The 23366-nt window shown below is 71.2% G+C and carries 24 protein-coding genes and 1 pseudogene; 12 read left to right on the plus strand and 13 right to left on the minus strand.

What is annotated here, in order from left to right; translation table 11 throughout:
- Positions 1-2: 2 nt before the first annotated feature.
- A complete protein-coding gene (locus tag ACZLMO_RS01465) occupies positions 3-1979 on the minus strand; it encodes a dolichyl-phosphate-mannose--protein mannosyltransferase (RefSeq protein WP_425714699.1) in 1977 nt (658 codons plus the stop codon).
- Positions 1980-2040: 61 nt separating this feature from the next.
- Between ACZLMO_RS01465 and rsmI the strand changes: the two genes are divergently transcribed.
- Complete coding sequence (gene rsmI / locus ACZLMO_RS01470) at positions 2041-2883, plus strand: 16S rRNA (cytidine(1402)-2'-O)-methyltransferase (RefSeq protein ID WP_425714700.1); 843 nt, start codon at positions 2041-2043, stop codon at positions 2881-2883.
- 196 nt (positions 2884-3079) lie between these two features.
- Here the strand turns inward: rsmI and ACZLMO_RS01475 are convergent, their stop codons facing one another.
- Positions 3080-3310 carry a hypothetical protein gene (locus ACZLMO_RS01475; protein ID WP_463652660.1) on the minus strand — a complete coding sequence of 77 codons (231 nt, stop codon included), beginning with the start codon at positions 3308-3310 and terminating at the stop codon, positions 3080-3082.
- A 40-nt stretch (positions 3311-3350) separates the two neighbouring features.
- Here ACZLMO_RS01475 and ACZLMO_RS01480 point away from each other — a divergent pair, with 40 nt between their 5' ends.
- A complete protein-coding gene (locus tag ACZLMO_RS01480; RefSeq protein ID WP_463652661.1) occupies positions 3351-3596 on the plus strand; it encodes a M23 family metallopeptidase in 246 nt (81 codons plus the stop codon).
- A 21-nt stretch (positions 3597-3617) separates the two neighbouring features.
- Here ACZLMO_RS01480 and ACZLMO_RS01485 read toward each other — a convergent pair whose 3' ends face one another.
- From ACZLMO_RS01485 to cmtR, 9 genes are all read right to left on the minus strand, one after another.
- Positions 3618-4406 carry a cytochrome c biogenesis CcdA family protein gene (locus tag ACZLMO_RS01485; RefSeq protein WP_425714702.1) on the minus strand — a complete coding sequence of 263 codons (789 nt, stop codon included), beginning with the start codon at positions 4404-4406 and terminating at the stop codon, positions 3618-3620.
- A 3-nt stretch (positions 4407-4409) separates the two neighbouring features.
- Positions 4410-4859 (minus strand): TlpA family protein disulfide reductase, encoded by a 450-nt coding sequence (locus ACZLMO_RS01490; RefSeq protein WP_425714703.1) that lies wholly within the window; start codon positions 4857-4859, stop codon positions 4410-4412.
- A 176-nt stretch (positions 4860-5035) separates the two neighbouring features.
- Positions 5036-5668, minus strand: coding sequence for a vitamin K epoxide reductase family protein (locus ACZLMO_RS01495; RefSeq protein WP_425714704.1), 633 nt, complete (start codon positions 5666-5668; stop codon positions 5036-5038).
- A 4-nt stretch (positions 5669-5672) separates the two neighbouring features.
- Positions 5673-6335, minus strand: a complete 663-nt coding sequence (locus tag ACZLMO_RS01500; RefSeq protein ID WP_425714705.1) for a DsbA family protein — start codon at positions 6333-6335, stop codon at positions 5673-5675.
- A gap of 64 nt (positions 6336-6399) precedes the next feature.
- Positions 6400-6849 carry a methyltransferase family protein gene (locus ACZLMO_RS01505; RefSeq protein ID WP_425714707.1) on the minus strand — a complete coding sequence of 150 codons (450 nt, stop codon included), beginning with the start codon at positions 6847-6849 and terminating at the stop codon, positions 6400-6402.
- A gap of 107 nt (positions 6850-6956) precedes the next feature.
- Positions 6957-7469 carry a signal peptidase II gene (lspA, locus tag ACZLMO_RS01510; protein ID WP_425714708.1) on the minus strand — a complete coding sequence of 171 codons (513 nt, stop codon included), beginning with the start codon at positions 7467-7469 and terminating at the stop codon, positions 6957-6959.
- Between the two features lie 97 nt (positions 7470-7566).
- Positions 7567-8175 carry a cadmium resistance transporter gene (locus ACZLMO_RS01515; RefSeq protein WP_425714709.1) on the minus strand — a complete coding sequence of 203 codons (609 nt, stop codon included), beginning with the start codon at positions 8173-8175 and terminating at the stop codon, positions 7567-7569.
- Positions 8176-8236: 61 nt separating this feature from the next.
- Positions 8237-10144 carry a heavy metal translocating P-type ATPase gene (locus tag ACZLMO_RS01520; protein WP_425714710.1) on the minus strand — a complete coding sequence of 636 codons (1908 nt, stop codon included), beginning with the start codon at positions 10142-10144 and terminating at the stop codon, positions 8237-8239.
- On the minus strand, positions 10141-10500 hold the full coding sequence (gene cmtR, locus ACZLMO_RS01525) for a Cd(II)/Pb(II)-sensing metalloregulatory transcriptional regulator CmtR (RefSeq protein WP_425714849.1): 360 nt from the start codon (positions 10498-10500) through the stop codon (positions 10141-10143). Before cmtR ends, ACZLMO_RS01520 begins: the two co-directional genes overlap by 4 nt.
- A 94-nt stretch (positions 10501-10594) precedes the next feature.
- Here cmtR and ACZLMO_RS01530 point away from each other — a divergent pair, with 94 nt between their 5' ends.
- The 7 genes from ACZLMO_RS01530 to ACZLMO_RS01560 all read left to right on the plus strand — a co-directional run bounded on the left by ACZLMO_RS01530 (position 10595) and on the right by ACZLMO_RS01560 (position 16759).
- The gene (locus ACZLMO_RS01530; protein ID WP_425714711.1) at positions 10595-10975 is read left to right on the plus strand and encodes an ArsR/SmtB family transcription factor; all 381 of its coding nucleotides are present in this window, start codon (positions 10595-10597) and stop codon (positions 10973-10975) included.
- On the plus strand, positions 10975-11886 hold the full coding sequence (locus tag ACZLMO_RS01535) for a cation diffusion facilitator family transporter (RefSeq protein ID WP_425714712.1): 912 nt from the start codon (positions 10975-10977) through the stop codon (positions 11884-11886). Before ACZLMO_RS01530 ends, ACZLMO_RS01535 begins: the two co-directional genes overlap by 1 nt.
- A gap of 71 nt (positions 11887-11957) precedes the next feature.
- Entirely contained in the window at positions 11958-12098 is a 141-nt protein-coding gene (locus ACZLMO_RS01540) for a hypothetical protein (RefSeq protein WP_463652662.1), read from the plus strand.
- A 68-nt stretch (positions 12099-12166) separates the two neighbouring features.
- On the plus strand, positions 12167-14140 hold the full coding sequence (locus ACZLMO_RS01545; RefSeq protein WP_425714714.1) for a bifunctional copper resistance protein CopD/cytochrome c oxidase assembly protein: 1974 nt from the start codon (positions 12167-12169) through the stop codon (positions 14138-14140).
- Between the two features lie 464 nt (positions 14141-14604).
- Positions 14605-15396 (plus strand): M23 family metallopeptidase, encoded by a 792-nt coding sequence (locus ACZLMO_RS01550; RefSeq protein WP_425714715.1) that lies wholly within the window; start codon positions 14605-14607, stop codon positions 15394-15396.
- 137 nt (positions 15397-15533) lie between these two features.
- On the plus strand, positions 15534-16187 hold the full coding sequence (locus ACZLMO_RS01555) for a copper resistance CopC family protein (RefSeq protein WP_425714717.1): 654 nt from the start codon (positions 15534-15536) through the stop codon (positions 16185-16187).
- Positions 16184-16759 (plus strand): TlpA family protein disulfide reductase, encoded by a 576-nt coding sequence (locus ACZLMO_RS01560; RefSeq protein ID WP_425714718.1) that lies wholly within the window; start codon positions 16184-16186, stop codon positions 16757-16759. The genes ACZLMO_RS01555 and ACZLMO_RS01560 overlap by 4 nt, the downstream gene beginning before the upstream one ends.
- A 419-nt stretch (positions 16760-17178) precedes the next feature.
- Here the strand turns inward: ACZLMO_RS01560 and ACZLMO_RS01565 are convergent.
- Positions 17179-17979 (minus strand): annotated as a pseudogene (locus tag ACZLMO_RS01565) (IS256 family transposase); the annotation flags it as partial.
- Positions 17980-18295: 316 nt separating this feature from the next.
- Entirely contained in the window at positions 18296-18907 is a 612-nt protein-coding gene (locus tag ACZLMO_RS01570; RefSeq protein WP_425714719.1) for an isochorismatase family protein, read from the minus strand.
- 130 nt (positions 18908-19037) lie between these two features.
- Here ACZLMO_RS01570 and metG point away from each other — a divergent pair, with 130 nt between their 5' ends.
- From metG to ACZLMO_RS01585, 3 genes are all read left to right on the plus strand, one after another.
- Entirely contained in the window at positions 19038-20897 is a 1860-nt protein-coding gene (gene metG / locus ACZLMO_RS01575; protein ID WP_425714720.1) for a methionine--tRNA ligase, read from the plus strand.
- Entirely contained in the window at positions 20894-21862 is a 969-nt protein-coding gene (locus ACZLMO_RS01580) for a TatD family hydrolase (RefSeq protein WP_425714721.1), read from the plus strand. The genes metG and ACZLMO_RS01580 overlap by 4 nt, the downstream gene beginning before the upstream one ends.
- Positions 21863-22190: 328 nt before the next feature.
- A complete protein-coding gene (locus ACZLMO_RS01585) occupies positions 22191-23249 on the plus strand; it encodes an aggregation-promoting factor C-terminal-like domain-containing protein (protein WP_425714722.1) in 1059 nt (352 codons plus the stop codon).
- The last annotated feature ends 117 nt before the right edge of the window (positions 23250-23366 follow it).

The raw sequence follows: 23366 nt of genomic DNA on the forward strand, positions 1-23366 counted from the left end.
GGTCAGCCGCCCCAGACCCGCAGCTCCCACGCGGCCTCGGACAGGTTCCACGCCGTCCACGCCGGGTAGTACCAGGCCGAGACGGCGGCCACCGAGCCCAGCACGACGACGAGCGCGAGCAGGCCCGAGCGGTTCGTCGTCGTCGAGGCGTCCTCCGCGACCGCGAGGTCGAGGAGGGAGGGGCGGGGACGCGAGTCGGGCATCGCGGTCCGGTCGTCGGGACGCGCGAAGTGCCGGCGCAGCCACGCCCACCGCTCGGCCTCGCGCTCGACGTCCGGTCCGCGACCCAGCGGCGCGTCGGTCGGCGGCCGCAGGATCCCCAGGAGCCAGCCGAGCGCGTAGGTCAGGGCGAGGACGACGAACGCGACGAACGCGACCGAGTAGAACTGGAAGATCGTGCGGTGGGAGTACAGCACCACCCAGGGCAGCCACATGGACAGGTAGCCCGAGAGGATCACCCACGCGCGCCAGTCGCGCAGCCGGAGAGCCGCGTAGAGGACCACGCCGAGGGCGACGACTGCGAGCCACCACGTCAGCGGGTTGCCGATCGAGGTCACGCCGGCGATGCACTGCTCGTCGCCGCACATGCCGAGCGCCGACCGCTCCTCGCCGCCGGCCCGGTAGAACAGCGTGGGTCGCAGCTGGAGCAGCCACACCATCGGGTGCCCCTGCGACTCGTGCGGGTTGACCAGGCCCGTGTGGAACTCCATCATCCGTGCGTGGTAAGCCCACCACGAGACGAACGAGTCGGGCAGCCAGGACGGGTACCCGGTCTCGAGCCCCGCCGCCCGCTGGTCGGCGGCCCACGTGCGGTTGAACCCCGCCGACGACGCGAACCACGACGCCCAGCTCGCGAGGTAGGCGAGCGCGGCGGTGGGCACGAGGGCGAAGAACGCCGGTGCGCCGCCGCGCCACACGCCGTCCGCGATCCAGCGCCGCGACCCGACCGCCCGCCGGGCCGCGGTGTCCCACACGTAGACCATGAGCCCGAGGACGGCGATGGCGTAGGCGCCCGACCACTTGACGCCGCACGCGGCGCCGAGCACGACGCCGGCCGCGACGAGCCACCAGCGGATCCCCACGCGGGGGGCCGGCCCGGAGGGCAGGCGTCCGTCCGGGGAGGCGGCGATCTGCTCCGCGGAGCGGCGGGCGAGGATCGCCCGCGTCGACTCCCGGTCCTTGAGGACCAGCATCGTCCCGGCGAGGACGAGGACGGCGAGGAAGACGTCCAGCAGGCCGATGCGGCTCGAGGTGATGCCGACGCCGTCGACCGCGAGGAGGAACCCGGCGACCCCGCCGAGCAGCGCCGACCGGAACAGCCGCGTGCCCAGGTGGGTGACGAGGACGACCATGAGCACGCCCGCCACCACCGAGCTCAGCCGCCAGGACTCGGGGTTCTCGGGGCCGAGCAGGCGCATGCCGATGGCGATGAGCCACTTCCCCAGCGGGGGGTGGACGACGTAGTCGGCCTCGGTGCTCAGGGCACCGAAGTCGCCCTCGGCGAACCGGGGGTTCGCGTCGTCGCCCTCCCAGTCGCCCTCGTACCCGAGGGTGAGCAGGGAGTACGCCTCCTTGACGTAGTACGTCTCGTCGAACGCGAGGCGGCCGGGGACGCCGAGCCGGGGCAACCGGACGGCCGCCGCGAGCACACCCATGAGCAGCGGGACGAGCCAGCCGAGCAGGCGGGTGCGCGGGTCGAGGACCTCGCCGAGCGGGCGCAGCCCGAGCCGCGCGCGCAGGTTCTGCTCGACCTCGTCGGCTGAGCCGTGCATCGGGCGGGGGACGCCATCGCGGCGGAACCTGCCGGCAGCGCGTCCCCGACGGGACGTGGTCGCCGCTGGGTCGTCCGAGTGCTCGCCGGCGCCCGCGTGCCCGGGGTCTCCGTCGCCCGTGGGGTCACCGACGCGCCCGGGGGCTGCGCTCGCTCCGCCGCCGTCCGGGTCGTCCGCGGGGTAGGGCCCGGGTCCGCTCGACGTCACGCGGCGAGTGTAGGGAGACGGCGGGCCCGACCGGTGACCGTCCGCGGGGGACACTGACCACATGAGCGAGCAGTCCGGCGTCGTCATTCTGGCCGCCACCCCCATCGGCAACGCCGGCGACGCGTCGCCCCGCCTGCGCGCGGCGCTCGCGTCGGCCGAGGTCGTCGCGGCGGAGGACACGCGCCGGCTGCGGGACCTCGCCCGCCGCCTCGAGGTCAGCGTCACCGGGCGCGTCGTCAGCCTCTACGAGCACAACGAGGACGCGCGCTCGGCCGAGCTCCTCGACACCGCGCTCGCGGGCGGGACGGTGCTCGTCGTCAGCGACGCCGGGATGCCCGCCGTCTCCGACCCCGGGTACCGCCTGGTGCGCCACGCCGTCGACGCCGGGGTGCGGGTCTCCACGCTGCCCGGGCCGTCGGCCGTGCTCGCCGCCCTCGCGCTGTCCGGGCTGCCGACCGACCGGTTCGCGTTCGAGGGCTTCTTGCCGCGCAAGGCGGGCGACCGGGCGAGGGCGCTGGCCGCCGTCGCCGACGAGCAGCGCACGCTGGTGTTCTTCGAGGCGCCGCACCGGCTGCTCGAGACGCTGGCCGCGATGGCCGAGGCGTTCGGTGCGGACCGGCCGGCCGCCGTGGCGCGCGAGCTGACCAAGACATATGAGGAGGTCCGGCGCGGGACGCTCGGCGAGCTCGCCGCGTGGGAGGGCGAGGTGCGCGGGGAGATCTGCGTCGTCGTCGGGGGAGCCGCGCCGAAGGAGGTCACGCTCACGGACGGCGTCGGGGAGGTCCTCGCTCTCAGCGCGGACGGGATGCGGCTCAAGGAGGCCGCGGGCGAGGTGGCCGCGGCCACGGGGCTGCGCAAGAACGACCTGTACGCCGCCGCGCTGGAGGCGCGCTCCACGCACTGACCCGGAACATCCGAGTGCCTCATCAAAGGTTGACCCAGAGGGCGTCGCCGACATCGGCGGATACCGCGCCAGCGCCGTCGACGCAGGGGGGCACCCGGCCGGGCTGGCCGTGGACTTCATGACCGGTCAAGACTGCGGGCTTGGGGGATCGGGTCGTCGCCTACCTCACCGAGCACGCCGATCGTCTCTTGGTGGACTACATCATCTGACACCAGGCCATCTGGCACGCCGTCGAGCCGCAGGCTGGCTGGACGCCGTTGCCCGGCCGCGGCTCGGTGACCGCGAACCACGACGACCACCCCCACGCGAACCTGCGGCCGACCCCCTCCGCGAGCACGGGGGCGCTGGACTGCCTGCCCGCCTCCGCCGCGCTCTCGCCCGGGCAGGCGGGTAGTGGCCAGTCGGTGACGCCGGTCGACGGGTCCATCACCAGTTCCTACGGTCCCCGGCTGGGCCTGACGGGACACGTGATCGTCATCGACCACGGCGGCGGGCTGCAGACCAGCTACAACCACATGTACGCCGGCGGAGTGGGTGTCCGTGTCGGGCAGCGGGTGGGCGCCGGGCAGGTCATCGCCGCCGTGGGCAATGACGGCAACTCCACCGGTTGTCACCTGCATTTCAGGGTCTATGACCGGGGTCGGCACACCGCGCCGGAGACCTTCATGGCCACGTGGGGGTGGACGTGGGGCGAGCGCCGTCTGTGCGCGTGAGCTCGGCGCGGGTCGGGGTCCTCAGATCAGGGTTTGGAAGTTGGCGACGAGGCCCTGCAGGTAGCCCGAGACCCAGGTCCACAGACCGGTGACCATGGCCAGTCCGAGGAGGACGAGCAGCCCACCGCCGAGGCGCTGGAACGCGCGGCGGTGTCGGCGCAGGAAGCCCAGTGCCCGGGTTGAGCGGGACAGCAGCATCGCGCCGGCGACGAAGGGGATACCCAGCCCGAGGCTGTAGGCAAACACGAGGATCCCGCCGCGGGCGGGGTCGGCCTCGTTGAACGCGAGGCTGAGGACTGCCGCCAGGGTCGGTCCCATGCAGGGGGCCCAGCCCAGTCCGAAGACGACCCCAAGCAGCGGCGCACCCCACAGGCCCTGCCGGGGGGTCAGGTGCAGGCGCCGGTTGCGTTGCATGAAGGGGACGTAGCCCATGAAGGCCAGGCCCATGAGCACGACGACGCCGCCGAGGATGCGGGTGGTGAGGTCGAGCCAGGGGGCGAGCAGGATCCCGAGCCAGGCGAAGATGACGCCGAGCAGGACGAACACGGCGGTGAAGCCGGCCACGAACAGCAGCACCCCGGCGAGCAGCCGGCGGTCACGGACCTTGGTCTGGGGTCCGCCGATCAGTGGCGTGTCGGGTGTGGTGACCCCGGCCATGCCACTGAGGTAGCCGACGTACCCGGGCAGCAGGGGCAGCACGCAGGGGGAGGCGAAGGAGATGAAGCCGGCGATCGCCGCCACGGGAAGGGCTGCGAGCATGGGGCCGGTGAGCACGGTGCTGGCGAAGAAGGAGCCGAGCTGGTCCCACATCGTTCAGGCCCTCTCGGCGAGGGTGTCGGCGATCAGGCCGCGCGGCGTGGTGCGGTCGAACTGGCCGAGGATGCGCGCGGCGACCCGGCCCTGCTGGTCAAGGACGACGGTGGTGGGCATGGCCTGCAGCGGCACGACCCCACCCGTGGCCGCCGCGGCACGGGCGTCCCGATCATGCAAGGAGGGGTAAGGGACCTTGAAGGTGCGCTCGAAGGCCTGGGCGGTGGCGGCGTCGTCACGGGGGTTGACTCCCAGCATGCGCACCCCCTGGTCCTGGTTGTCCTCGGTGATGGCCTTGAGGTTTGGTGCCTCGGCCCGGCACGGGGGGCGTGCGGCGTACCAGAAGTTCCGCATGACCACGTTCCCGAGCCAGTTGACCAGGTCGATGCTCTCCCCGGGGTAGCTGGTACCCGTCATGTCGATCGGTTCACCGCGCTGGTCGGGGGTCCACATGGCCAGGGAGGGTGGCCAGGGCAAGCCGGGTCGCCGCGACTGTGCGCAGCTGCGGTGAGCCCGGCGGCCTGGGCCTGGGGCTGGGCCTGGGCCTGGGCCTGGGCCTGGGCCTGGGCCTGGGCCTGGGGCATGGTCAAGCATCGGTGAAGACTTTTCTTTCGCGTGGTTGGTGGTGTTCAGGGCAGCAGGGTCTGCCAGTAGGTCCAGAACTGGGCGCCGATGAGCGTCAGGATCACCAGGTACCAGCCGGTGAGGAGCACCCCGTGATACTCCAGCAGAACTCGGCGCAGGACGCGGGGCGCGGGCAGGTGGGCGGCGCTGAGGTTGTGCAGGGTGGTGTACCAGAACACGGGGATGGTCACGGCCCACACGACCATGCAGTACGGGCACAGCGCCTCGATGCGGTACAGGCTCTGGAAGATCAACCAGTGCACGAACCCGGCCCCGAAGGTGACCCCGGCCTGCAGGCCCAGCCAGAACCACCGCCGGTACCTGCCGCCGGCCGCCAGACCCATACCGACGGTGAGCAGGATCGCAAACCCGGCCACCCCGATGATGGGGTTGGGGAACCCGAAGGCATCGGCTTGGGGGGTGTTCATCACCGACCCGCAGGACAGCACCGGGTTGATGCTGCAGCTGGGCACGTAGGTGGGGTCGGCGATGAGGGCGATCTTCTCCACCAGGAGCACCACGGCAGCGACCAGCCCGATCGTGCCGGCCGCGACCAGCAGCGCCGTCAGATGGCGCGGCGGGCCGGGCGTGGCGCTGTCCGCGGCCCGCTGACCGCGAGGTGGTGCCAGGGGCAACATCTGATCAGCTGGCCAGCGCGGCGTCGATGAGGGCGCTGAACTCCTCGAGGCTGGCCGGGGAGATCATCTGCCCGTTGAGGAAGAACGTGGGGGTGCCCTGTACACCCAGCGCCACCCCGTCGGCCATGTCCTGGCGGACCCTGTCGAGGGTGGCCGGGTCGGCTACGGTCTGGTCGTAGGTGGCCATGTCCAGGCCGAGGTCCTGGGCGAAGGTGCGGAACAGGTCGGCCTGGGAGGTCTGCTGGTCGCCCCACTGCGGCTGGGTCTCAAACATCTTGTGGTACATCGCCTCGAACTGGCCCTGTTGGGCGGCGGCCTCGACCGCTACGGCCGCGTTCTCGGAGTTGACGTGGCCGGGGAGGGGGAAGTACCGGGCCACGAAGGTGACCTCTCCGGCGTAGTCCTGGCGCAGCTGCTCCACCGTTGGGTAGGCGGCCCGGCAGGCCTCGCACTCAAAGTCCATGAACTCCACCAGCGTCACCCGCCCGTCGGGGGCGGTGGACAGGTGGTGGCTGTCGTCGCGCACCAGCGGTGCGGCGGCGCCTTCGTTGGAGGCGTTGGCCGTGGTCTGTGGGCCGGAGCCAGATGTGGTGATGAAGACGATGGCCGCCACCACGGCGGCAAAGAAGCCCACGAGGAGCAGCGACAGCTTCACGTTCTTGGTCATTCGGATCCTTGCTTCACGCGATGCGTTCCACCGGCTCGTCGGTGCGGTGTGCGGCGGCTAGGTCTCATAGTGCGGCGTCGGCTGTACCGTACCTTCTCGCCCGGGTACCACGGCCACCGCGTTGCGCGGCCTGGTGAGGCCCGGGCCGCCGGTCTGGGGTGTCGTCGTCGGCGCCGCCCCACCGATAGAGCGCCACCAGCTCAGGCGATCGAGGTCGTTCGTCGGCTTGGGAGGGATGCGGCGCGAGCGTGCCGAGACCGGGCAGGAACCGGCCGACGCGCTGGGCGTAGCGGGTGTAGGCGGGGCCGTGGGTACGCAGCAGGTTGGACTCTTCGACGAGGCGGACCTGGATCTCCACGGCCAGGAACAGGCAGAGGAGCGCCGCGACGGTCACGCCGGTGGGGACCAGCAGGGCCAGTCCGAGCATGACGGTGAGCATGGCGGTAAAGATGGGCTTGCGGACCACGGCGAACATGCCCGAGGTCACGAGGTCGGTGCGCTCGGTGGTGTCCACACCTCTGCGCCAGGAGGCGCGCCGAATGCGGCCGCCAAGCCGGCCAGGTACAGGGTCAGTGCCGCAGCGGCGGCGGTCTCGGCGGCCATGGGTCTCCTCGGGTCGAGTCACAGTTCTGCGGCGGTCGGGTTCTCGGTCCTGTCGCCGCTGGTGAGGGCTACCAGCACCAGGGTTATGGCCCCACCAGTGATGTAGACGTCCGCGAGGTTGAAGGTGGGGAACCAGCCGGTGTGCAGGTAGTCGGTCACGACACCGTCGGAGGCACGGTCAATCAGGTTTGCCACCGCGCCTGCCATGATCACGGTCAGCGCCAACCACGTTGAGCGTGTTGCGGTGCGGGTGGCACGCCAGGCGAAAACAGCCAGCGCGCCGATGGCGAGCCCCGTGGTGGCGAGCACGACACCGGCTGGCAGATGATCGCCGAGACTGAAGGCCATTCCAGCGTTGAAACCGAGCCGAAGCTCGATGGGCCCCAAGTCCATCGAGTGACCGTCGGCCAGTGCCCCACCGGCCCACGCCTTCACCGCCAGGTCTACCGCCGCCAGCAGCACGACGGTGATGACGAGGGTGACCCGGGCCCTGGTGCCGCTCCTCGGTGAGGCGCGATTCGGTGTGGTCATGGGGCCGCCGTTCCTGTGTCGGTCGCGTGGACTCCTGCATCCTGCACGTGAGGGCTCACGGTTGCTCCTTCAAACGATGCGTCGAGCGTCAGCGACCTCATAGGCCGAAGGCACCGCCGTCGAGGAGGATGACGATGCCCAGGCCGATGAGGACGAGCGGGAAGAGGACGTGTTCCCAGCGTTCGAGGACCTCGGCGATGGGCCGGCGGGTGGCGACGTACCGCGCGGTGAGCACGAGCAGTCCGACCAGGGCGAGGAAGACGACGCAGTAGGCGATGACGGCGGTGGTGGAGGCGGTGGCGAAGACGGGGACGTAGACCCCGATGTTGTCCCCGCCGTTGGCGAAGGTCACGGCGGCGACGGTCAGGGTCCCGACCTGGCGGTCACCGACCTTGGCCTCGTCGTCGTCATCGTCATCTCCGCGGTTGCGCCACGCCTGCCAGGCCGCGTACAGGCCCAGGGTGAGGGGGATGAGACCGAAGTAGGGCAGGGCGGCCTCGGGCAGGAAGGTGCGAGCTCCCAGCGAGACCACCACGGCGACCAGCAGGATGCCGCCGAAGCCGAGGTATTGGCCGGCGAGGATCTTGCGGGTGGTGCCCGGTTGGCCGGCCCCGCGGGCGTAGAAGAGGGACAGGATGATGATGTCGTCGATGTTCGTGGCCACGAACAGGCCGATGGCCTGCAGGACGGGGGTGAGCAGTTCCATGAGTACCTTTCAGAGCGCAGCCGGCTGCCGCCGGTGCACGACGATGGCCCGCGGCGGGCGGTCAGTGTCCGGGGGTGGTGGTGTGGTGGGTGCGTGCCGCGCGCAGGCCGTTGAGGATGACCAGGACCTCGGCGACTTCGTGGATGAGGACGACGGCGGCCAGGCCCAGGACGCCGGTGACGGCTAGCGGCGGTAGGGCGGCGATGATGAGCAGCGAAAGGACGATGTTCTGGTTGACGATGCGCCGCCCGCGTCGGGCGTGGGTGATGGCCTGGGGCAGGAGGCGCAGGTCCTGGCCGGTGAAGGCGATGTCGGCGGACTCTATCGCGGCGTCGGAGCCGGTGGCCCCCATCGCGATCCCGACATCGGCCGCGGCCAGGGCCGGGGCGTCGTTGATGCCGTCGCCGATCATCGCGGTGGGCCGGCGGGCGCTGAGCTCGTCCACGGCGGCTGACTTGCCTTCGGGGCGCAGTTCGGCGCGGACGTCGCTGATGCCGGCCTGCGCGGCCAGCGCGCGGGCGGCCCGCTCGTTGTCCCCGGTGAGCATCGTGACGCCGATGCCCTGGCCCGCCAGGGTCTTGATGACCTCGGGGACCTCGGGACGCAGCTCGTCACGCACCCCGATCGCCCCGGCGACCGTGCCGTCGCGGTGGACAACAACGACGGTCATCCCCTGCGATTCGAGGTCACGGACCCGTTCGGTGAGGTGGCCGGGGTCGACCCCGCGCGGGCTGCCGGCCCTGATCATGACGCCGTCGACGGAGCCGTGGATGCCGAGGCCGGCTTCCTCGGTGATGCCCTGGGCCGCGGGGGTTGCGGGGGCGGCTTGGGTGATGGCGGCGGCGAGCGGGTGGGTGCTGTGCTGCTCGAGCGCGGCGGCCCAGGCCAGGACCCGCTCCTCGGTGCCATCGGTGGTGGGGACGACAGCGGTGACGGTGGGCCGGTTGGCCGTCAGGGTCCCGGTCTTGTCGAAGGCGACGTGTCTGATGTCGCCGAAGCGTTCGAAGGTCGCGCCGCTCTTGATGATGACGCCGAACTTGCTGGCCGAACCGACCGCGGAGACCACGGTGATGGGCACCGCGATCGCCAGCGCACACGGTGAGGCGGCCACGAGCACCACCAGGGCGCGGGTGATCCAGGTCTGCGGGTCACCGGCGAGGGAGCCGATGACGGCGACGAGCACGGCCAGGACCAGGACGCCGGGCACGAGGGGGCGGGCGATGCGGTCGGCGAGCCGCGCGCGTTGTCCCTTCTCGGCCTGGGCCTGCTCTACCAGGCTCACGATGGTGGTCAGGGAGTTGTCGGTGCCGGGTGCGGTCGCCTCCACCCGCAGGACCCCGGCGGTGTTGATCGCCCCGGCGGATACCTCGGCGCCCGGGCCGACCTCGACGGGGATGGACTCACCGGTGATGGCGGAGGTGTCCAGGCTGCTGTGACCGGTCCGGGCGATGCCGTCGGTGGCGATCCGCTCACCGGGCCTGACGACCATGACCTGCCCGGGGGTCAGGTCACGTGCCGGGACGGTCACGGTCTTGCCGTGGGTGAGCACGGTGGCGCTCTGGGGCACGAGCTTGAGCAGCGCGCGTAGCCCGGCGCGTGCCCGGTCCATGGCGCGGTCTTCGAGGGCCTCGGCGATGGAGTAGAGGAAGGCCAGGGCGGCGGCCTCCTCCACGTGTCCCAGGATGACCGCGCCGGTGGCGCTCATCGTCATCAGTAGCGCGATGCCGAGCTTGCCGGTGGCGAGCTTGCGCAGCGCACCGGGAACGAACGTGGAGGCCCCCAGCAGCAGGCCGACCCAGAACAGCACCAGCGCCGCTGTCGGGGCGCCGGTCCACTCACAGGCGACCCCGGCGACGAACGCTGCCCCCGAGGCGACGGGGATCATGACGGCACGGTCACCCCACCACGGGGCCTCGTGCTCGTCGTCGCTCTCGTGCTGCTCGACGGGGGCGTGGGTGGTCGCGCTCATGCGACGGTCCCGCTCGGGCAGCAGCCGGGCACCGTGCAGGTGGCATCCACGCACGGCGCGTTCTCATCGACGGCCAGAGTGACCTCGACCAGCGCGGTCAGCGCTGCCGTCAGGTGCGGGTCGGCGATCTCATACCGTGTCTGGCGGCCTTCGGGCTCGGCCACGACGATGCCGCAATGCCGCAGGCAGGTGAGGTGGTTCGACACGTTCGATCGGGTCAGGCCCAGGTCGCGGGCGAGCACCGCCGGATAGCTCGGCCCCTCGAGGAGCGTCATGAGGATCCGGGAGCGGGTGGGGTCGGCCATCGACCGACCCAAGCGGTTCATCACGTCCAGCCGCGAAGCAATAGTCAGCATGCGCTGACCATACAGCAGGCGCTGAACTCTCCGGTCGGCGCGGGTGCTCGCCACGCGCAATACCTGCATATCTCTATAGGTGTATGGTCATACTATGAGTGTTGCGTTGGCATCGGATGCCTGTGAGGTCGCCACCGCTCATCACCCGGAGAAGGTGGCGCTGACCCGGGAGAAGATCCCCGACGAGGGTGAGGCCGGCCGGTTGGCCGCGCTGTTCAAGCTGCTCGGGGACCCGCGACGGGCCCGGGTGCTGTACGCGTTGCTGGAGGCGGGCGAGCTGTGCGTGTGCGACCTGGCCGCCGTCGTGGACGTCCCGGAGGCGTCGTTGTCCCAGGTGCTGCGGGTGCTGCGCACCGCTGGGGTGGTAGCCAACCGGCGCCAGGGGCGGATGGTGTACTACCGCCTGGCCGACACTCACGTGCGGATGCTGCTGGACGTCTCCCGGGAGCACACCCGGCACGAGGGGCAGATCTGATGGGCGCGGGACACGGCCACGCCCCGACGGCCGGGCACGCCGGTGGCCGTTACCGCCGGCGGCTGGCCGGCGCGTTCGCCCTGACCGCCAGCTTCTTCCTCATCGAGCTCGTCGCGGGGCTGGTGTCGGGGTCGTTGGCGCTGCTGTCGGATGCCGGGCACATGGCCGCGGACGTGGTGGTGCTGGGTGCGGCCCTGCTGGCCACCCGGATCGCGAGTCGCCCGGACTCCACGGGCCGGCGTACCTACGGCTCCTACCGGGCCGAGGTGTTCGCCTCGGGCCTGGCGGTGCTGGCGATGCTCGCGGTCGGGGTGTATGTGGTGGTCGAGGCCATCAGCCGGCTGGGCGATGCGCCGCAGGTTGCCTCCGGGGCGATGCTCGCGGTCGGGTTCGCCGGCCTGGTGATCAACATCGCCTCCATGCTGCTGCTGCGCAGCGGGTCCAAGGAGAGCCTGAACGTCAAGGGCGCCTACTACGAGGTCATCGCCGACGCCGCCGGGTCGGTGGGCGTCATGGTCGCCGGCGTCCTGATCATCCTCACCGGCCAGCCGATCTGGGACATCGTGGTCGCGGCCTTCATCGCCGTCTTCGTCATCATCCGGGCGGTCGTCCTGGGCCGGCAGGTGGTGGCGGTCCTGGCCCAGCACGCCCCACAGGGGATCGACCCCGAGGATGTCGCCGGCGCCCTGGACGCGGTCGAGGGCGTGGCCCAGGTCCACGACCTGCACCTGTGGACCCTGACGTCGGGGATGAACGTGGCCACCGCTCACCTGGTTGCCGAGACAGGCGCCGACCATGGCACTGTCCTTGCCGGCGCCCACGGGGTGCTGCGTGATCGTTACGGTATCGACCACGCCACCTTGCAGGTCGAACCAGTTGCCGGCGGCGGCTGTCACGACCTGAGCTGGTAGCAGCCAGAACACGAGCATTCGCGCGTGGGGATACGCACCTTCAACTTCAAGCCGATGTCAAGGAGTCCGCGATGGCAGCACGGCAGGGCAGAGGTCCTCGGCCCGGTGACGGCCGACGACCGGGCCGGGCTCGGTATTTCGTGGCGCGGCTCGGCGCCGACCTGATCGCGCTGACGTCCGTGGCGATGACCGCGACCACGGTGGTGCGGTGACGGAGCGCGGTGGCCGCACCGCCCCGACGAGGAGCACGCTCGACAGTCTCCCCCCGGGGAGGACGCCGGTGGCCAGATCGGCGTGGCCGTGGGCGGTGGCCGCCCTGCCGCTGGTGGTCGTGGGTATGGTGGCGGGCCTCACGCTCAGTGGAGCGGCCGCTCCGCGCGAGCTCATCGACCCCGGTCCCCTGGTGCGGTGGGGCCTGCCACTTGTGACCGCACTGGCTCGCGTAGCCGCGACCGTGGCGATCGGAGCGCTCGTGCTGTGCGCGGTGGTCCTGCCTCGCGACACGCCCGGGCCGGCGCAGGACGTTGGTGGTCATCATTCGCTCGCGGACCGTCCGGCCACGGTGCCCGAGGATCCGACGTGGCGGCGCGTGGCCAACATCGCCGTCATCGCCGCAGCCGTGTGGGCACTGGCGCAGCTGGCGCACCTGCTCCTGACCCATGCCGCGGCGTTCGATACGGTGATCGACGGGCCTGGATACGGTGCTCAGCTCATCCAGTTCGTCACACAGATCGACATGGGCCGGTACCTGGGTGTGGCCACTCTCCTGGCCGCGGCCGTCGCACCTGCGGCCGCGGCGATCGGTGGCCACACGTCGGCGGCCTGGGCCGCCGTGCTGGCCATCGCCGCGTTCTCACCGGTCTCAGTGACCGGTCATGCCGCCGGTGCGGCCAACCACGACTTCGCTGTGACCTCGTGGTGGTTGCACGTAGCAGCTGTCGCGATCTGGGTCGGGGGCCTGGGCGTCCTGTGCGTGGTCGCCTCCCGGATCGGACCCGGCCTGGCGGAGGTCACTCAGCGGTACTCCCGCATTGCGTTCTGGGCCTTTGCGGTTGCGACCGTTGCCGGCGCGGCGAATGCGTGGATCCGGCTCTCCACGCCGCTGGACCTGTTCGTGCACCCCTACGGTCAGCTCATCCTGATCAAGGTGATCCTGACCGTGGCGCTAGGCCTGGCAGGCTGGCTTCATCGCATGAAGACCATCCCGGCGATCCGGCAGGCGCGCGCCCCGAGCGGGGGGGCCGGGTGGGCGTTCTGGCGGTTGGCCGGGGTCGAGGTCCTCATCATGGGCGCGGTGATCGGCGTGGCGGTGGCCCTCGGATCCTCCGCGCCACCAGAACCACAGGAGCCACCTGTCGATGCCAGCCTGGTCTACCTGCTGACCGGATACCCTGAACCCCCGGCCCCGACAGCATGGGCCTATCTCGCACAGTGGCGCCCGGATCCGCTGACCGCCTTCGTGGCCCTCGCCGCACTGGCGGCCTACCTCTCCTGGGTATGGCGGCTTCATCGCGGGGGGGCGTCCTGGTCGGCAGCTCGTACGACCAGCTGGGTGGCAGGAGTGCTCCTCTTCTTCTGGGCCACCAACGGCGGCGTCGCGGTCTACGGGAGCGTCTCATTCAGCGCCCACATGGCTCACCAGATGGTCCTCCTCGTGGTGGTGCCGATACTGCTCGTTCTCGGAGCGCCCCTCGCCCTGGCCCTGAAGGCACTACCGCCGCGTGCCGACGGTTCTCGTGGACCGCGAGAGTGGATGGGGTCCGTGAGAGACTCACGGGTCGTGGCGCTTCTCACGCACCCCGTCGTCGCCACTCTCCACGTTGGCGCGTTCCTCGTGGTCTTCTACTCCTCGCCGCTGTTTGCGGGCGCCCTGGACAGCCCCGTCTGGCACGCGCTGTCCATCGTGTACATCGTCGCGGCTGGCTCCGTCCTGGTTCATGCCCTCCTGGCCAGCCGCAGGCGTCGTGCGCCCCTCGCGCTTCGCCTGGCCGCAGCGATCGCCGCGATGGTGTTCTACGCGGTCGCCGGCGCGGGCCTTGTCTCCAGCACCGCACTGCTGGCTGCCGACCACTTCGGCCAGCTCGGACTGAGCTGGGGGGTTGATGCCCTGGCCGACCAGCGGACCGGCGGGCTGGTGCTGTGGGGTATCGGAGAGGCCGGAATGCTTGTCCTGGCTCTGGCACTCATCGTTGTCTGGATGCGCGCGCCCCTTGCGCCCGAGCGCAACGTCCGAGCTCCGTCTGCGGGGGCATGAGCAGGCACAGCCCCATGGGCGATGCGGTGCATGCCACACCATGTGCCGTGACCTTTCCGTTACACTCCTTCCGGTGATCCCGCGAGAGCCGGTGAGCGTACCTGTGTGAACTGCTGCTTGGAGACTGTTTGATTTCGGATGCATTCTCGCCGTCGTCGACGCCGTCGGTGACTCGCCGCGAACTACGTGCGGGCGACCGCAAGCGCCCCAGGCATCGCGCCACTGATAAGGGAAGCAGGCGGGCCACCGCCGACCTCTCTTCGAGCCCGGGATCCGCCGCCGCGACACCTCGCCCGGAGCGGGTCTCACGCAAGACGCGCTCGACCCAGGCCCTCGGTCAACATGAACCAGTTCATCGGGAGGCGAACGACCGTCCGGTGTCACGACGTGACATGCGGACCGAGCCGGCGCCACCGCGTGCACGGCGACGCTCGCCGTCCCGGCGAGGTCACCGGCGCGGAGCGATGCGGTACTCAGCCATCGCAGTCCTGACAGCCGTGACAGTCGTGGCGCCGATGCTGGGCACTATCTGCGTCGATCCCGCACACGCCCACTCAGACGAGACGCCGCAGTTCACGCCGCCCACCAGTCCAGACCTCGCCGGCCCTGAGGAGCTCGCGTCCCTCATCCCGACCCAGACGCCGGACAAGGTCGTCGCCGACGTGCCACCACCCGCGCGCACTGAGGAACAGGCGGCGAGGTCAGATGAGCGAGACCCGGTCAACGGCGAGACCCCGGAGGCGGCGACGCACGGTCCCGAGGTGGCCGCCGAGGAGCGGGCCACCGCGCCCGCAGAACCGCCGCCGACGGTAGTACTGCCTTTGGCGCAGAGTTCCTTCCGAGTCTCCTCCGTCTACGGAGGACGCGCCGACCCGTTCACCGGTGCGCCGACGTTTCACGAGGGTGTCGACCTGGCCGCGCCGATGGGCGCACCGATCTACGCCGTCGCCGACGGTGTTGTGGACTACGTGGGACCGGGCCGGGATGGGCGGTCCAGCATGATCATCGTCATCGCCCACGAGGTCGAGGGGCAGAGGTTCTACAGCTGGTACAACCACATGTACGCCGACGACCTGTACGTGCAGGAAGGCCAAGTCGTGAGCGCCGGTGAAGTCATCGCCGGCGTCGGATCCAACGGCAGGTCCAGCGGACCGCACCTGCACTTCGAGATCCACACCGATGACGAGCTGAGCACCACCGACCCGATCGCCTGGCTCCAGGGGCAGGACGCCGTGGACATCAGCGCTCTTGCGTAGCTCCGCTCGACGCTGGCCGCCGTGGCTCTCGAGCGACACCTGTGGGCTGACAGCTAGCGTCCGCGGTGTCATATGGTGCCCCCATGTTCGTTTCCAGCCACCGTCTGCGACGTGTGTGGGCCCGCCTCATCGCCCTCGTGTCCTTGCTGGCACTTGTTGTGGCCTTCCTCGGCGCGATGATCGTTTCGTCGGCCACGAGCGCAGCCGCCCACGACACCATCATCGACGCCGAGCCTGGTGAGGACGCTGTGCTGGACGCCGCACCTACCGAGATCGTCCTGACCTACAGCGCCGAGGTTCTCGACCTCCCGGCGGCCATCCTCGTCACCGACTCCGACGGCGAGGTCGTCGTCGAAGGCGAACCGACAGTCCAGGGCCGATCAGTCGTCCTCGACCTCCCCCCCGCCCTGGAGAACGGGACGTACGAGGTACTGTGGTCGGTGGTTTCCTCCGACGGACACCGCACCGAAGACGGGTACAGCTTCACAGTGGCCTCCAGCGGGCCGGACGCTGACCCGCAGGTCACCGTTCCTGATGACGCACCAAGCGAGGCTTCAACCGCAGACGCCACCGTAGGGCCGACGACGCCGGCCACCGAGGCCAGCCCTGACGCCGGTGCCGATGCCGATGCCGATGCCGATGCCGCGGAGACCACCACTCCATCATCAGGATGGCCCGTCGCCGTCATGATCCTCATACCGATCGCCATCCTGGTCGTCGCCGTGATCGCTGTCTTCATCTACCGTCGCCGGCAGGGGAACCAGCCGCAGTCCGCAGGGGACGCGTCGTGAGGGCCGTCTCCGCAGCGCTCGCCGCACTCGGTCTGGCGGCCACACTCTCGGCATGCGCGCCGGCCGGGACCTCGGCCGACGCGGGAGCCGTCGGCGCCGGCTATCAGTCCGGCGACGGCTCGTTCACCACCTGGGAAGCTACCGAGCGCGGTGAGTCGGTGGAACTGACGGGCACGACCTACGACGAGACCGAGATCAACCTGGCGGAACTGCGCGGGCAACCGGTCGTCGTCAACTTCTGGTACGCCGCCTGCCCGCCGTGCCGCGTCGAGGCCCCCGACCTCGCGCAGATGGCCGTGGACTACGACGGCGACATCGCCATGCTCGGCGTCAACCCCCGCGACGACACCGCCACCGCTCAGGCGTTCGAGAACACGTTCGATATCCCCTATCCGTCGATCCACGACGAGGGCGCTCGGGCCGTCGCCGCCTTCGAGGGTGTCGTCCCGCTGGCCGCCATGCCGACGACCGTCGTCCTCGACCGCGAGGGCCGCATCGCCGCCCGCATCGTCGGCCAGTTCGACCCGACCATCCTCCGAGGTCTCGTCGACGACGTCCTCGCCGAGGCGTGACCACGGGCGCCGTCACCTTCGTGGGTAGCGCACCCTGCCACGGGTTGAGAACGGCGACCGAGACGCATCCACGTCCGACTCGAGCAACCACCTGAAGCCGTGCGTGGCGCCGCCGTCCGCACCGTCACCACCGACTGGGAGCTCGACGTACTCCCTAGGACATCGCGCTACTGACTTCAGCCGATCCGACGGCTGGCGTTCGCCGGGCGCCCTCCCCGTCGCGGGTCAGCAGTCAGGCGCGAGAGCTGCGAAGGGCACCCCAGAGCCCGCTGCGGCAGATAGAAGCCGTGCAAGGGCCTGCTCGCGGCCGCGGAGGCCCGCCACCTCAGAGTGATCTGCTCGGGGTTTCTCGGACAGGGGCCGAGCTATTGTTAGGCGGCGGTTGAAAGCAACTGGTAGTTGTCGTGCACTTCGTGTGGTCGCTGCTCGCGGGTGGTGGGGAAGACCTCGCGGACCGCGGCCCAGAACCCGAGCGCGCCGTCGCCGACGGCGAGCACCGGGGCACGCATGCCGCGGCGCTTGCAGTCGCGCAGCAGGTCGGCCCAGGACTCGGTGGACTCGCGGTGTCCGTCATCGAGCGCGACGAGCTCCTTGGTGCCGTCGGCCCTCACGCCGATCATCACCAGGAGGCACACCTTGTCCTGGTCGAGGTGGACCTTGAGGTGGATGCCGTCCACTCACAGGTAGACGTCGTCCGTGTCGGCCAGGGAGCGGTCGTTGAGCGCGGCGGCCTCGTCCTGCCAGTCCTTGGTCAGCAGGGTGATCGTCGCCGCGGACAGGCCCGCGCTGGTGCCGAGGAGCTGCTCCAGTGCCGGGCCGACGTCCGAGGACGACAGGCCGTGCAGGTAGATCAGCGGCAGCACCTCGGCCACCTGCGGCGACTTCCGCGCCCAGGCGGGCAGGATCGCCGAGGCGAACCGCCGCCGGACGCCGTCCTCGTCGACGCGCTTGTCGTTGACCCGCGGCTGGCGGACCGGCACCGCGCCGGCCGCGGTGGCCACCTGACGCGGGGCGTGGAAGCCGTTGCGGACCACGAGGCGGTGCCCGTTCTCGTCGACCTCGTATGCGTGGTCCTCGATGTAGGCGGCGACCTCGGCGCGCAGCGCCGCGGCCAGCATCTGCCGAGCGCCGTCGCGCACGATCTCATCGAGCAGCGACCCGCCGGCCGCCACGGCCTGCTCGTCGTTGGTCTCGCTGCTCTCCTGGACTACCTTGAGCATGGGCGCACCTTCCCGAGCCGGCGCGTCAACGCCGACCCTGATCAGAACTTCCATGGGCTTCAGATCTTGCCCGGGAGGTGCGCCCGCTTCACGCCACCTCGTCGAGAGCCATCCACAGGTTCCGATCATTGCTCACGCTTCCCCCCCCCTCGCCCATCGGTCCCATGGGTTGTGTCACGAGAACACCGACCCCGTCGGTGTTCTCGTGACACAACCCGTGTGTTCGACGAGGAATGCGCGCGCGGGCTGACACAACCCGTGTGTTCGACGAAAGAGTGGTCCTTCGGGAGAGCGCGCGGGGTCTCGGGCAGCAGCGTCAGCCGCGGACGCCCACGGGCAGCCCGGACTCCACGAGCTCGACCCCGCGGGCCGTGAGCAGCTCGCGGGCCATCTCCCCGAGCTCGCGCGAGACCGGCGCGGTGAGGTCGGTGAGGACCCGGACGGGGAGCCCGAGTCGTCGTGCGTCCAGGGCCGTGGCCTTCACGCAGTGGGACTCGGCCAGGCCGACGACGTCGACGCTCTCGATGCACCGCGACTCGAGGATCTCGGCGAGCGTGCGCCCTTCCGCGTCCACGCCGTCGAAGCCCGAGTAGGCGGCCTCGTAGGCGCCCTTCTTCAGGGAGACCTCCGGGGCGAGGTCGTCGAGCGCGGGGTGCAGCTCGGCCTCGTCCGTGCCGGCGACGCCGTGCGGCGGCCACGAGTCCACGAAGTCGGGTGTCTGAGAGAAGTGGTCCCCGGGGTCCACGTGCCAGTCCTGGGTGGTGACCACGACGTCGTAGGCGTCGCGGTGGGTCCGGGCGAACTCGGCCACGCGTCGCGCGATCTCGTTGCCGCCCTCGACCGCCAGTGCACCTCCCTCGCAGAACGTGGGCTGGACATCGACCACCAGCAGTGCGCGCCTGGTGCGGCGCCTGCGGTCGCCCTTCATGGCATGTGCTCCGTTCGACTGATCGTGTTCGGGTGAACTCGATGCCGCGCCATCCTGCCACCGAGTCGCCGCAATGACACATGGGCAGGTGAGACCTCCCGCACGTCGCCGCGCAACTACCCTGGAGCGCATGACCCACATCCTGTCCGCCGTGGCGTGGCCCTACGCCAACGGCCCCCGGCACATCGGCCACGTCGCCGGCTTCGGCGTCCCCTCTGACGTGTTCAGCAGGTACGCCCGGATGGCGGGTCACGACGTCCTCATGGTCTCCGGCTCCGACGAGCACGGCACGCCGATCCTCATCGCCGCCGACGAGGCCGGCGTGTCCGCCCAGGAGCTCGCCGACAGGAACCACCGCCTCATCGCGGAGGACCTGGTCGCCCTCGGCCTGACCTACGACCTCTACACGCGCACGACGGCGGGCAACCACCACAGCGTGGTGCAGGAGATGTTCGAGGGGGTCCACGCCAACGGGTACTTCATCGAGCAGACCACGCACGGCGCGGTGTCGCCGTCGACGGGACGCACCCTGCCCGACCGCTACATCGAGGGCACGTGCCCGATCTGCGGGGCGGGCGGCGCGCGCGGCGACCAGTGCGACACGTGCGGCAACCAGCTCGACCCGGCCGACCTCATCGACCCGGTCTCGCGGATCAACGGCGAGACGCCGAAGTTCGTCGAGACCCAGCACTTCTTCCTCGACCTGCCCGCGCTCGCCGAGGAGCTCGGCCGCTGGCTCGACGAGCGAGAGGCCGCCGGCACGTGGCGCCCCAACGTCATCCGGTTCAGCCAGAACATCCTCAAGGACATCCGGCCGCGCGCGATGACCCGGGACATCGACTGGGGCATCGCCGTGCCGCTGGACGGGTGGCGCGAGAACCCCACGAAGAAGCTCTACGTGTGGTTCGACGCCGTCATCGGCTACCTGTCCGCCTCGGTCGAGTGGGCCCGCCGCAGCGGCGACCCCGAGGCATGGCGCGCCTGGTGGAACGACGCCGAGGCGCTGTCCTACTACTTCATGGGCAAGGACAACATCACCTTCCACTCCCAGATCTGGCCGGCCGAGCTGCTCGCCTACTCCGGGAAGGGCGCCAAGGGCGGGAGCGCCGGCCGCCTCGGCGAGCTCAACCTGCCCACCGAGGTCGTCAGCTCGGAGTTCCTCACGATGGAGGGCCGCAAGCTCTCCAGCTCCAAGCGGGTCGTCATCTACGTGCGCGACATGCTCGAGCGGTACCAGGTCGACGCCTTCCGCTACTTCGTCGCCTCCGCCGGGCCCGAGGCCCACGACGTCGACTTCACGTGGGCCGAGTTCGTCCGGCGCACCAACGGCGAGCTCGTGGCCGGCTGGGGCAACCTCGTCAACCGCACGGCGTCGATGATCGCCAAGAACGTCGGCGAGGTGCCCGCCCCCGTCGAGTCCGAGGTGACCGACGTCGAGCGCGCCCTGGCCGCCGAGATCGCCGCCGGGTTCGAGACCGTCGGCGCGCTCGTCGGCGCCCATCGGCAGCGCGCGGCGATCGCCGAGGCCATGCGGCTCGTGGGCCTGGCCAACACCTACGTCACGGTGACCGAGCCGTTCCGGCTCAAGAGCGAGGAGCAGCGCCCGCGCCTGCTCACCGTGCTGCACACGCTCGCCCAGGCCGTGTCCGACCTCAACGTCATGCTCTCGCCGTTCCTCCCGCACTCGAGCAACGCCGTCGACGCGGCGATCGGCGGCACCGGGGACATCCAGCCGATGCCGCGCCTCGAGGAGGTCGACGACCTCGAGAACGACCGCAGCTACCCGATCATCACCGGGGACTACTCGAGCCCCACGCCGTGGGCGACCCGGCCCGTGCGGGTCGGTGCGCCGGTGGGCAAGCCGTCGCCGATCTTCACCAAGCTCGACGACGCCGTGGTGGCCGACGAGCTCGACCGCCTCGGCGTGGACGGGGCCGCGGCGGCCTCGGGTTCCACGGAGGCGGCCGGTCCGGCCGGTTCCGCCTCGTGAGCGGGGAGAACGGGAAGAAGAAGGAACGGGGCTTCCCGCCGGCGGGCGACCCGCTGCCGGCGGGCGTGGTCGACAACCACACGCACCTGCCGCTGCTGGCGGCCGACGGTTCACCGCTCGACCCCGACGATGCCGGGCTGCCCGGCGGCGCCGACCCCCTGACGACCGACGACCAGCTCGCGCGCGCGGCGGAGGTCGGGGTGCTCGGGCTGCTCAGCGTGGCCTGCGACGTCCCGAGCCTCGCCGGAACCGTCGCGCTCGCCCACGAGCACGCCGCGATCGCCGCCGCCGTCGCGATCCACCCCAACGAGTCGGCGCTGCACGCCCGCGCCTTCGACGTGGCGCCCGACGGCCTCGAGCCCGACGTCCGGGACCACCACGAGCTCACCCCCGCGCAGGCCTTCGACCGGGTGGCGGAGCTGGCGACGGACGACCGCGTGGTCGCCGTGGGGGAGACGGGGCTCGACTTCTACCGCACGGCCGCCGGGCGGGGGCACGACGCGCAGGTCGCCGCCTTCCGCGACCACCTCGCGCTCGCCCGCGAGCTCGGCAAGCCCGTCCAGATCCACGACCGCGAGGCCCACGAGGAGGTCGCCGAGATCCTCCTGCGCGACGGCGCCCCGGAGCGCACGGTCTTCCACTGCTTCTCCGGGGACGAGCGGCTCGCCCGGCAGTGCGCCGAGAACGGCTGGTACGTGTCCGTCGCCGGGCCCGTGACGTTCAGGAGCAACGATGCGCTGCGCGAGGCGATCTCGCTCGTGCCGCTCGGGCAGCTCCTCGTCGAGACCGACTCGCCCTACCTCACGCCCGTCCCGTTCCGCGGGCGGCCCAACGCGAGCTACGTGCTCCCGCGGACGGTGCGGGCGCTGGCGGAGCTGCGCGGCCTCGACCTCGCCGAGCTGTGCGAGCGGCTGACCGCGACGACCCGTGAGGTCTACGGCGGGTTCTGGGGATCCGTGGCCTGACGTGCTGCGTCCTGCACGTCGGGGGGCTCAGTCCGGCCGGGAATCCGCCGCCGACCCGCGCCGTCTCGCGTGTCGGGGGAGGGCCTCGGCCCGGTCACGGCGAGGTCACGTCCCCTGGTCGCGGGCCCGCGCGGACAGGGTCGCCGTCACGAGCCGTTCGTCGTCGTCGATCCCCGCTCTACCACGCGTTGTGGGCCACGTCGCACCGGGAGGTGCGCGCCGTCGTCGTGACCTTGACCTCAGAGCACCGTGACGACCTTGTTGTCAGATCACAGAACGGTTACGTTCGGTCACGCCCCCGGCCCCTGAACGAATGGATCGACCCCCCGTGACCGACACAGCCACGTCCACCAACCGCGCCGACCGGTTCCGCCGGCACCAGCGCGGGGTCATGGCGACCGTGCTGGCAGGCGTCGCGCTGCTCGGCGCCGGAGGCGTGATGGCCGCGAACGCCGGCCTCGGAGCGGACCCGGGCACCGGCTCCGCCGCGGGCGCCGCACTCGTCGAGCCGGTCGAGCGTGTCGACGCCGCCGGTCGCTCGACCGCCCAGCGCATCGCCCTCGACGCCGCCGAGGAGGCGTCCACCACCTACACCGTGACCGTCGACGGCGAGACCCTCACCTTCACGACCACCGCGCAGATCCTCGACGAGGCGCTGCACGAGGCCGGCATCCAGATCGGCGCCGACGACCGCGTGTCCGCCCCGCTGGCCGGCCCGGTCACCGACGTCGAGATCGTCCGCGTGACCACCGACTCGGTCACCGAGGAGGTCGTCGACGAGCACGGCACCACGGAGCAGGAGACCGACGAGCTCTACGTCGGCGAGACCCAGGTGCAGACCGAGGGCGTCGACGGCCGCGTCGTCAACACCTACCGCGTGATCTCGGCCGAGGGTGAGGAGGACGCGCGCGAGCTCGTCGCCAGCGTCACGGTCGACGAGCGGGTCGACGAGGTCGTCCTCGTGGGCACCCGCGAGCGCGAGCCGGAGCCCGTCCAGGCGGAGCCGGCCGAGGAGGCCCCCGCGGCGGAGGCGCCGGCCGAGGCCGAGGCCCCCGCGGCCGAGGAGCCCGCCCCCGCGTACACCGGCGGCGACCCCCGCTCGATCGCGCAGAGCATGATGGCCTCGCGCGGCTGGGGCGGCGACCAGTTCTCCTGCCTCAACTCCCTCTGGGAGCGCGAGTCGGGCTGGAACCACACCGCGATGAACCCGTCGTCCGGCGCCTACGGCATCCCGCAGTCGCTGCCGGGCTCGAAGATGGCCAGCCACGGCGCCGACTGGCGGACCAACCCCGCCACGCAGATCGCCTGGGGCCTGGACTACATCGCCGGCCGCTACGGCACCCCGTGCGGTGCGTGGGGCCACTCGCAGAGCGTCGGCTGGTACTGAGCGACCCGGGTCTGAGCGCCCGACCGGTTCGGAGCCTGATCGCCCGACCCGCAGACCGAGCGCCGAGCCGCATCCCACCGGGGTGCGGCTCGGCGCTTCTGCGTCCGGCAGGCGCCC

The sequence above is a fragment of the Georgenia sp. G2120 genome (assembly GCF_055326485.1).

What these genes read in the sequence shown, in the direction of transcription:
- rsmI (WP_425714700.1), top strand. Translation starts at nt 2,041, where the DNA reads ATGAGCGAGCAGTCCGGCGTCGTCATTCTGGCCGCCACCCCCATCGGC.
- ACZLMO_RS01475 (WP_463652660.1), bottom strand. Translation starts at nt 3,310, where the DNA reads ATGGACCCGTCGACCGGCGTCACCGACTGGCCACTACCCGCCTGCCCG.
- ACZLMO_RS01485 (WP_425714702.1), bottom strand. Translation starts at nt 4,406, where the DNA reads ATGTGGGACCAGCTCGGCTCCTTCTTCGCCAGCACCGTGCTCACCGGC.
- ACZLMO_RS01490 (WP_425714703.1), bottom strand. Translation starts at nt 4,859, where the DNA reads ATGTGGACCCCCGACCAGCGCGGTGAACCGATCGACATGACGGGTACC.
- ACZLMO_RS01495 (WP_425714704.1), bottom strand. Translation starts at nt 5,668, where the DNA reads ATGTTGCCCCTGGCACCACCTCGCGGTCAGCGGGCCGCGGACAGCGCC.
- ACZLMO_RS01500 (WP_425714705.1), bottom strand. Translation starts at nt 6,335, where the DNA reads ATGACCAAGAACGTGAAGCTGTCGCTGCTCCTCGTGGGCTTCTTTGCC.
- lspA (WP_425714708.1), bottom strand. Translation starts at nt 7,469, where the DNA reads ATGACCACACCGAATCGCGCCTCACCGAGGAGCGGCACCAGGGCCCGG.
- ACZLMO_RS01515 (WP_425714709.1), bottom strand. Translation starts at nt 8,175, where the DNA reads ATGGAACTGCTCACCCCCGTCCTGCAGGCCATCGGCCTGTTCGTGGCC.
- ACZLMO_RS01520 (WP_425714710.1), bottom strand. Translation starts at nt 10,144, where the DNA reads ATGAGCGCGACCACCCACGCCCCCGTCGAGCAGCACGAGAGCGACGAC.
- cmtR (WP_425714849.1), bottom strand. Translation starts at nt 10,500, where the DNA reads ATGCTGACTATTGCTTCGCGGCTGGACGTGATGAACCGCTTGGGTCGG.
- ACZLMO_RS01530 (WP_425714711.1), top strand. Translation starts at nt 10,595, where the DNA reads ATGAGTGTTGCGTTGGCATCGGATGCCTGTGAGGTCGCCACCGCTCAT.
- ACZLMO_RS01535 (WP_425714712.1), top strand. Translation starts at nt 10,975, where the DNA reads ATGGGCGCGGGACACGGCCACGCCCCGACGGCCGGGCACGCCGGTGGC.
- ACZLMO_RS01540 (WP_463652662.1), top strand. Translation starts at nt 11,958, where the DNA reads ATGGCAGCACGGCAGGGCAGAGGTCCTCGGCCCGGTGACGGCCGACGA.
- ACZLMO_RS01550 (WP_425714715.1), top strand. Translation starts at nt 14,605, where the DNA reads ATGCGGTACTCAGCCATCGCAGTCCTGACAGCCGTGACAGTCGTGGCG.
- ACZLMO_RS01570 (WP_425714719.1), bottom strand. Translation starts at nt 18,907, where the DNA reads ATGAAGGGCGACCGCAGGCGCCGCACCAGGCGCGCACTGCTGGTGGTC.
- metG (WP_425714720.1), top strand. Translation starts at nt 19,038, where the DNA reads ATGACCCACATCCTGTCCGCCGTGGCGTGGCCCTACGCCAACGGCCCC.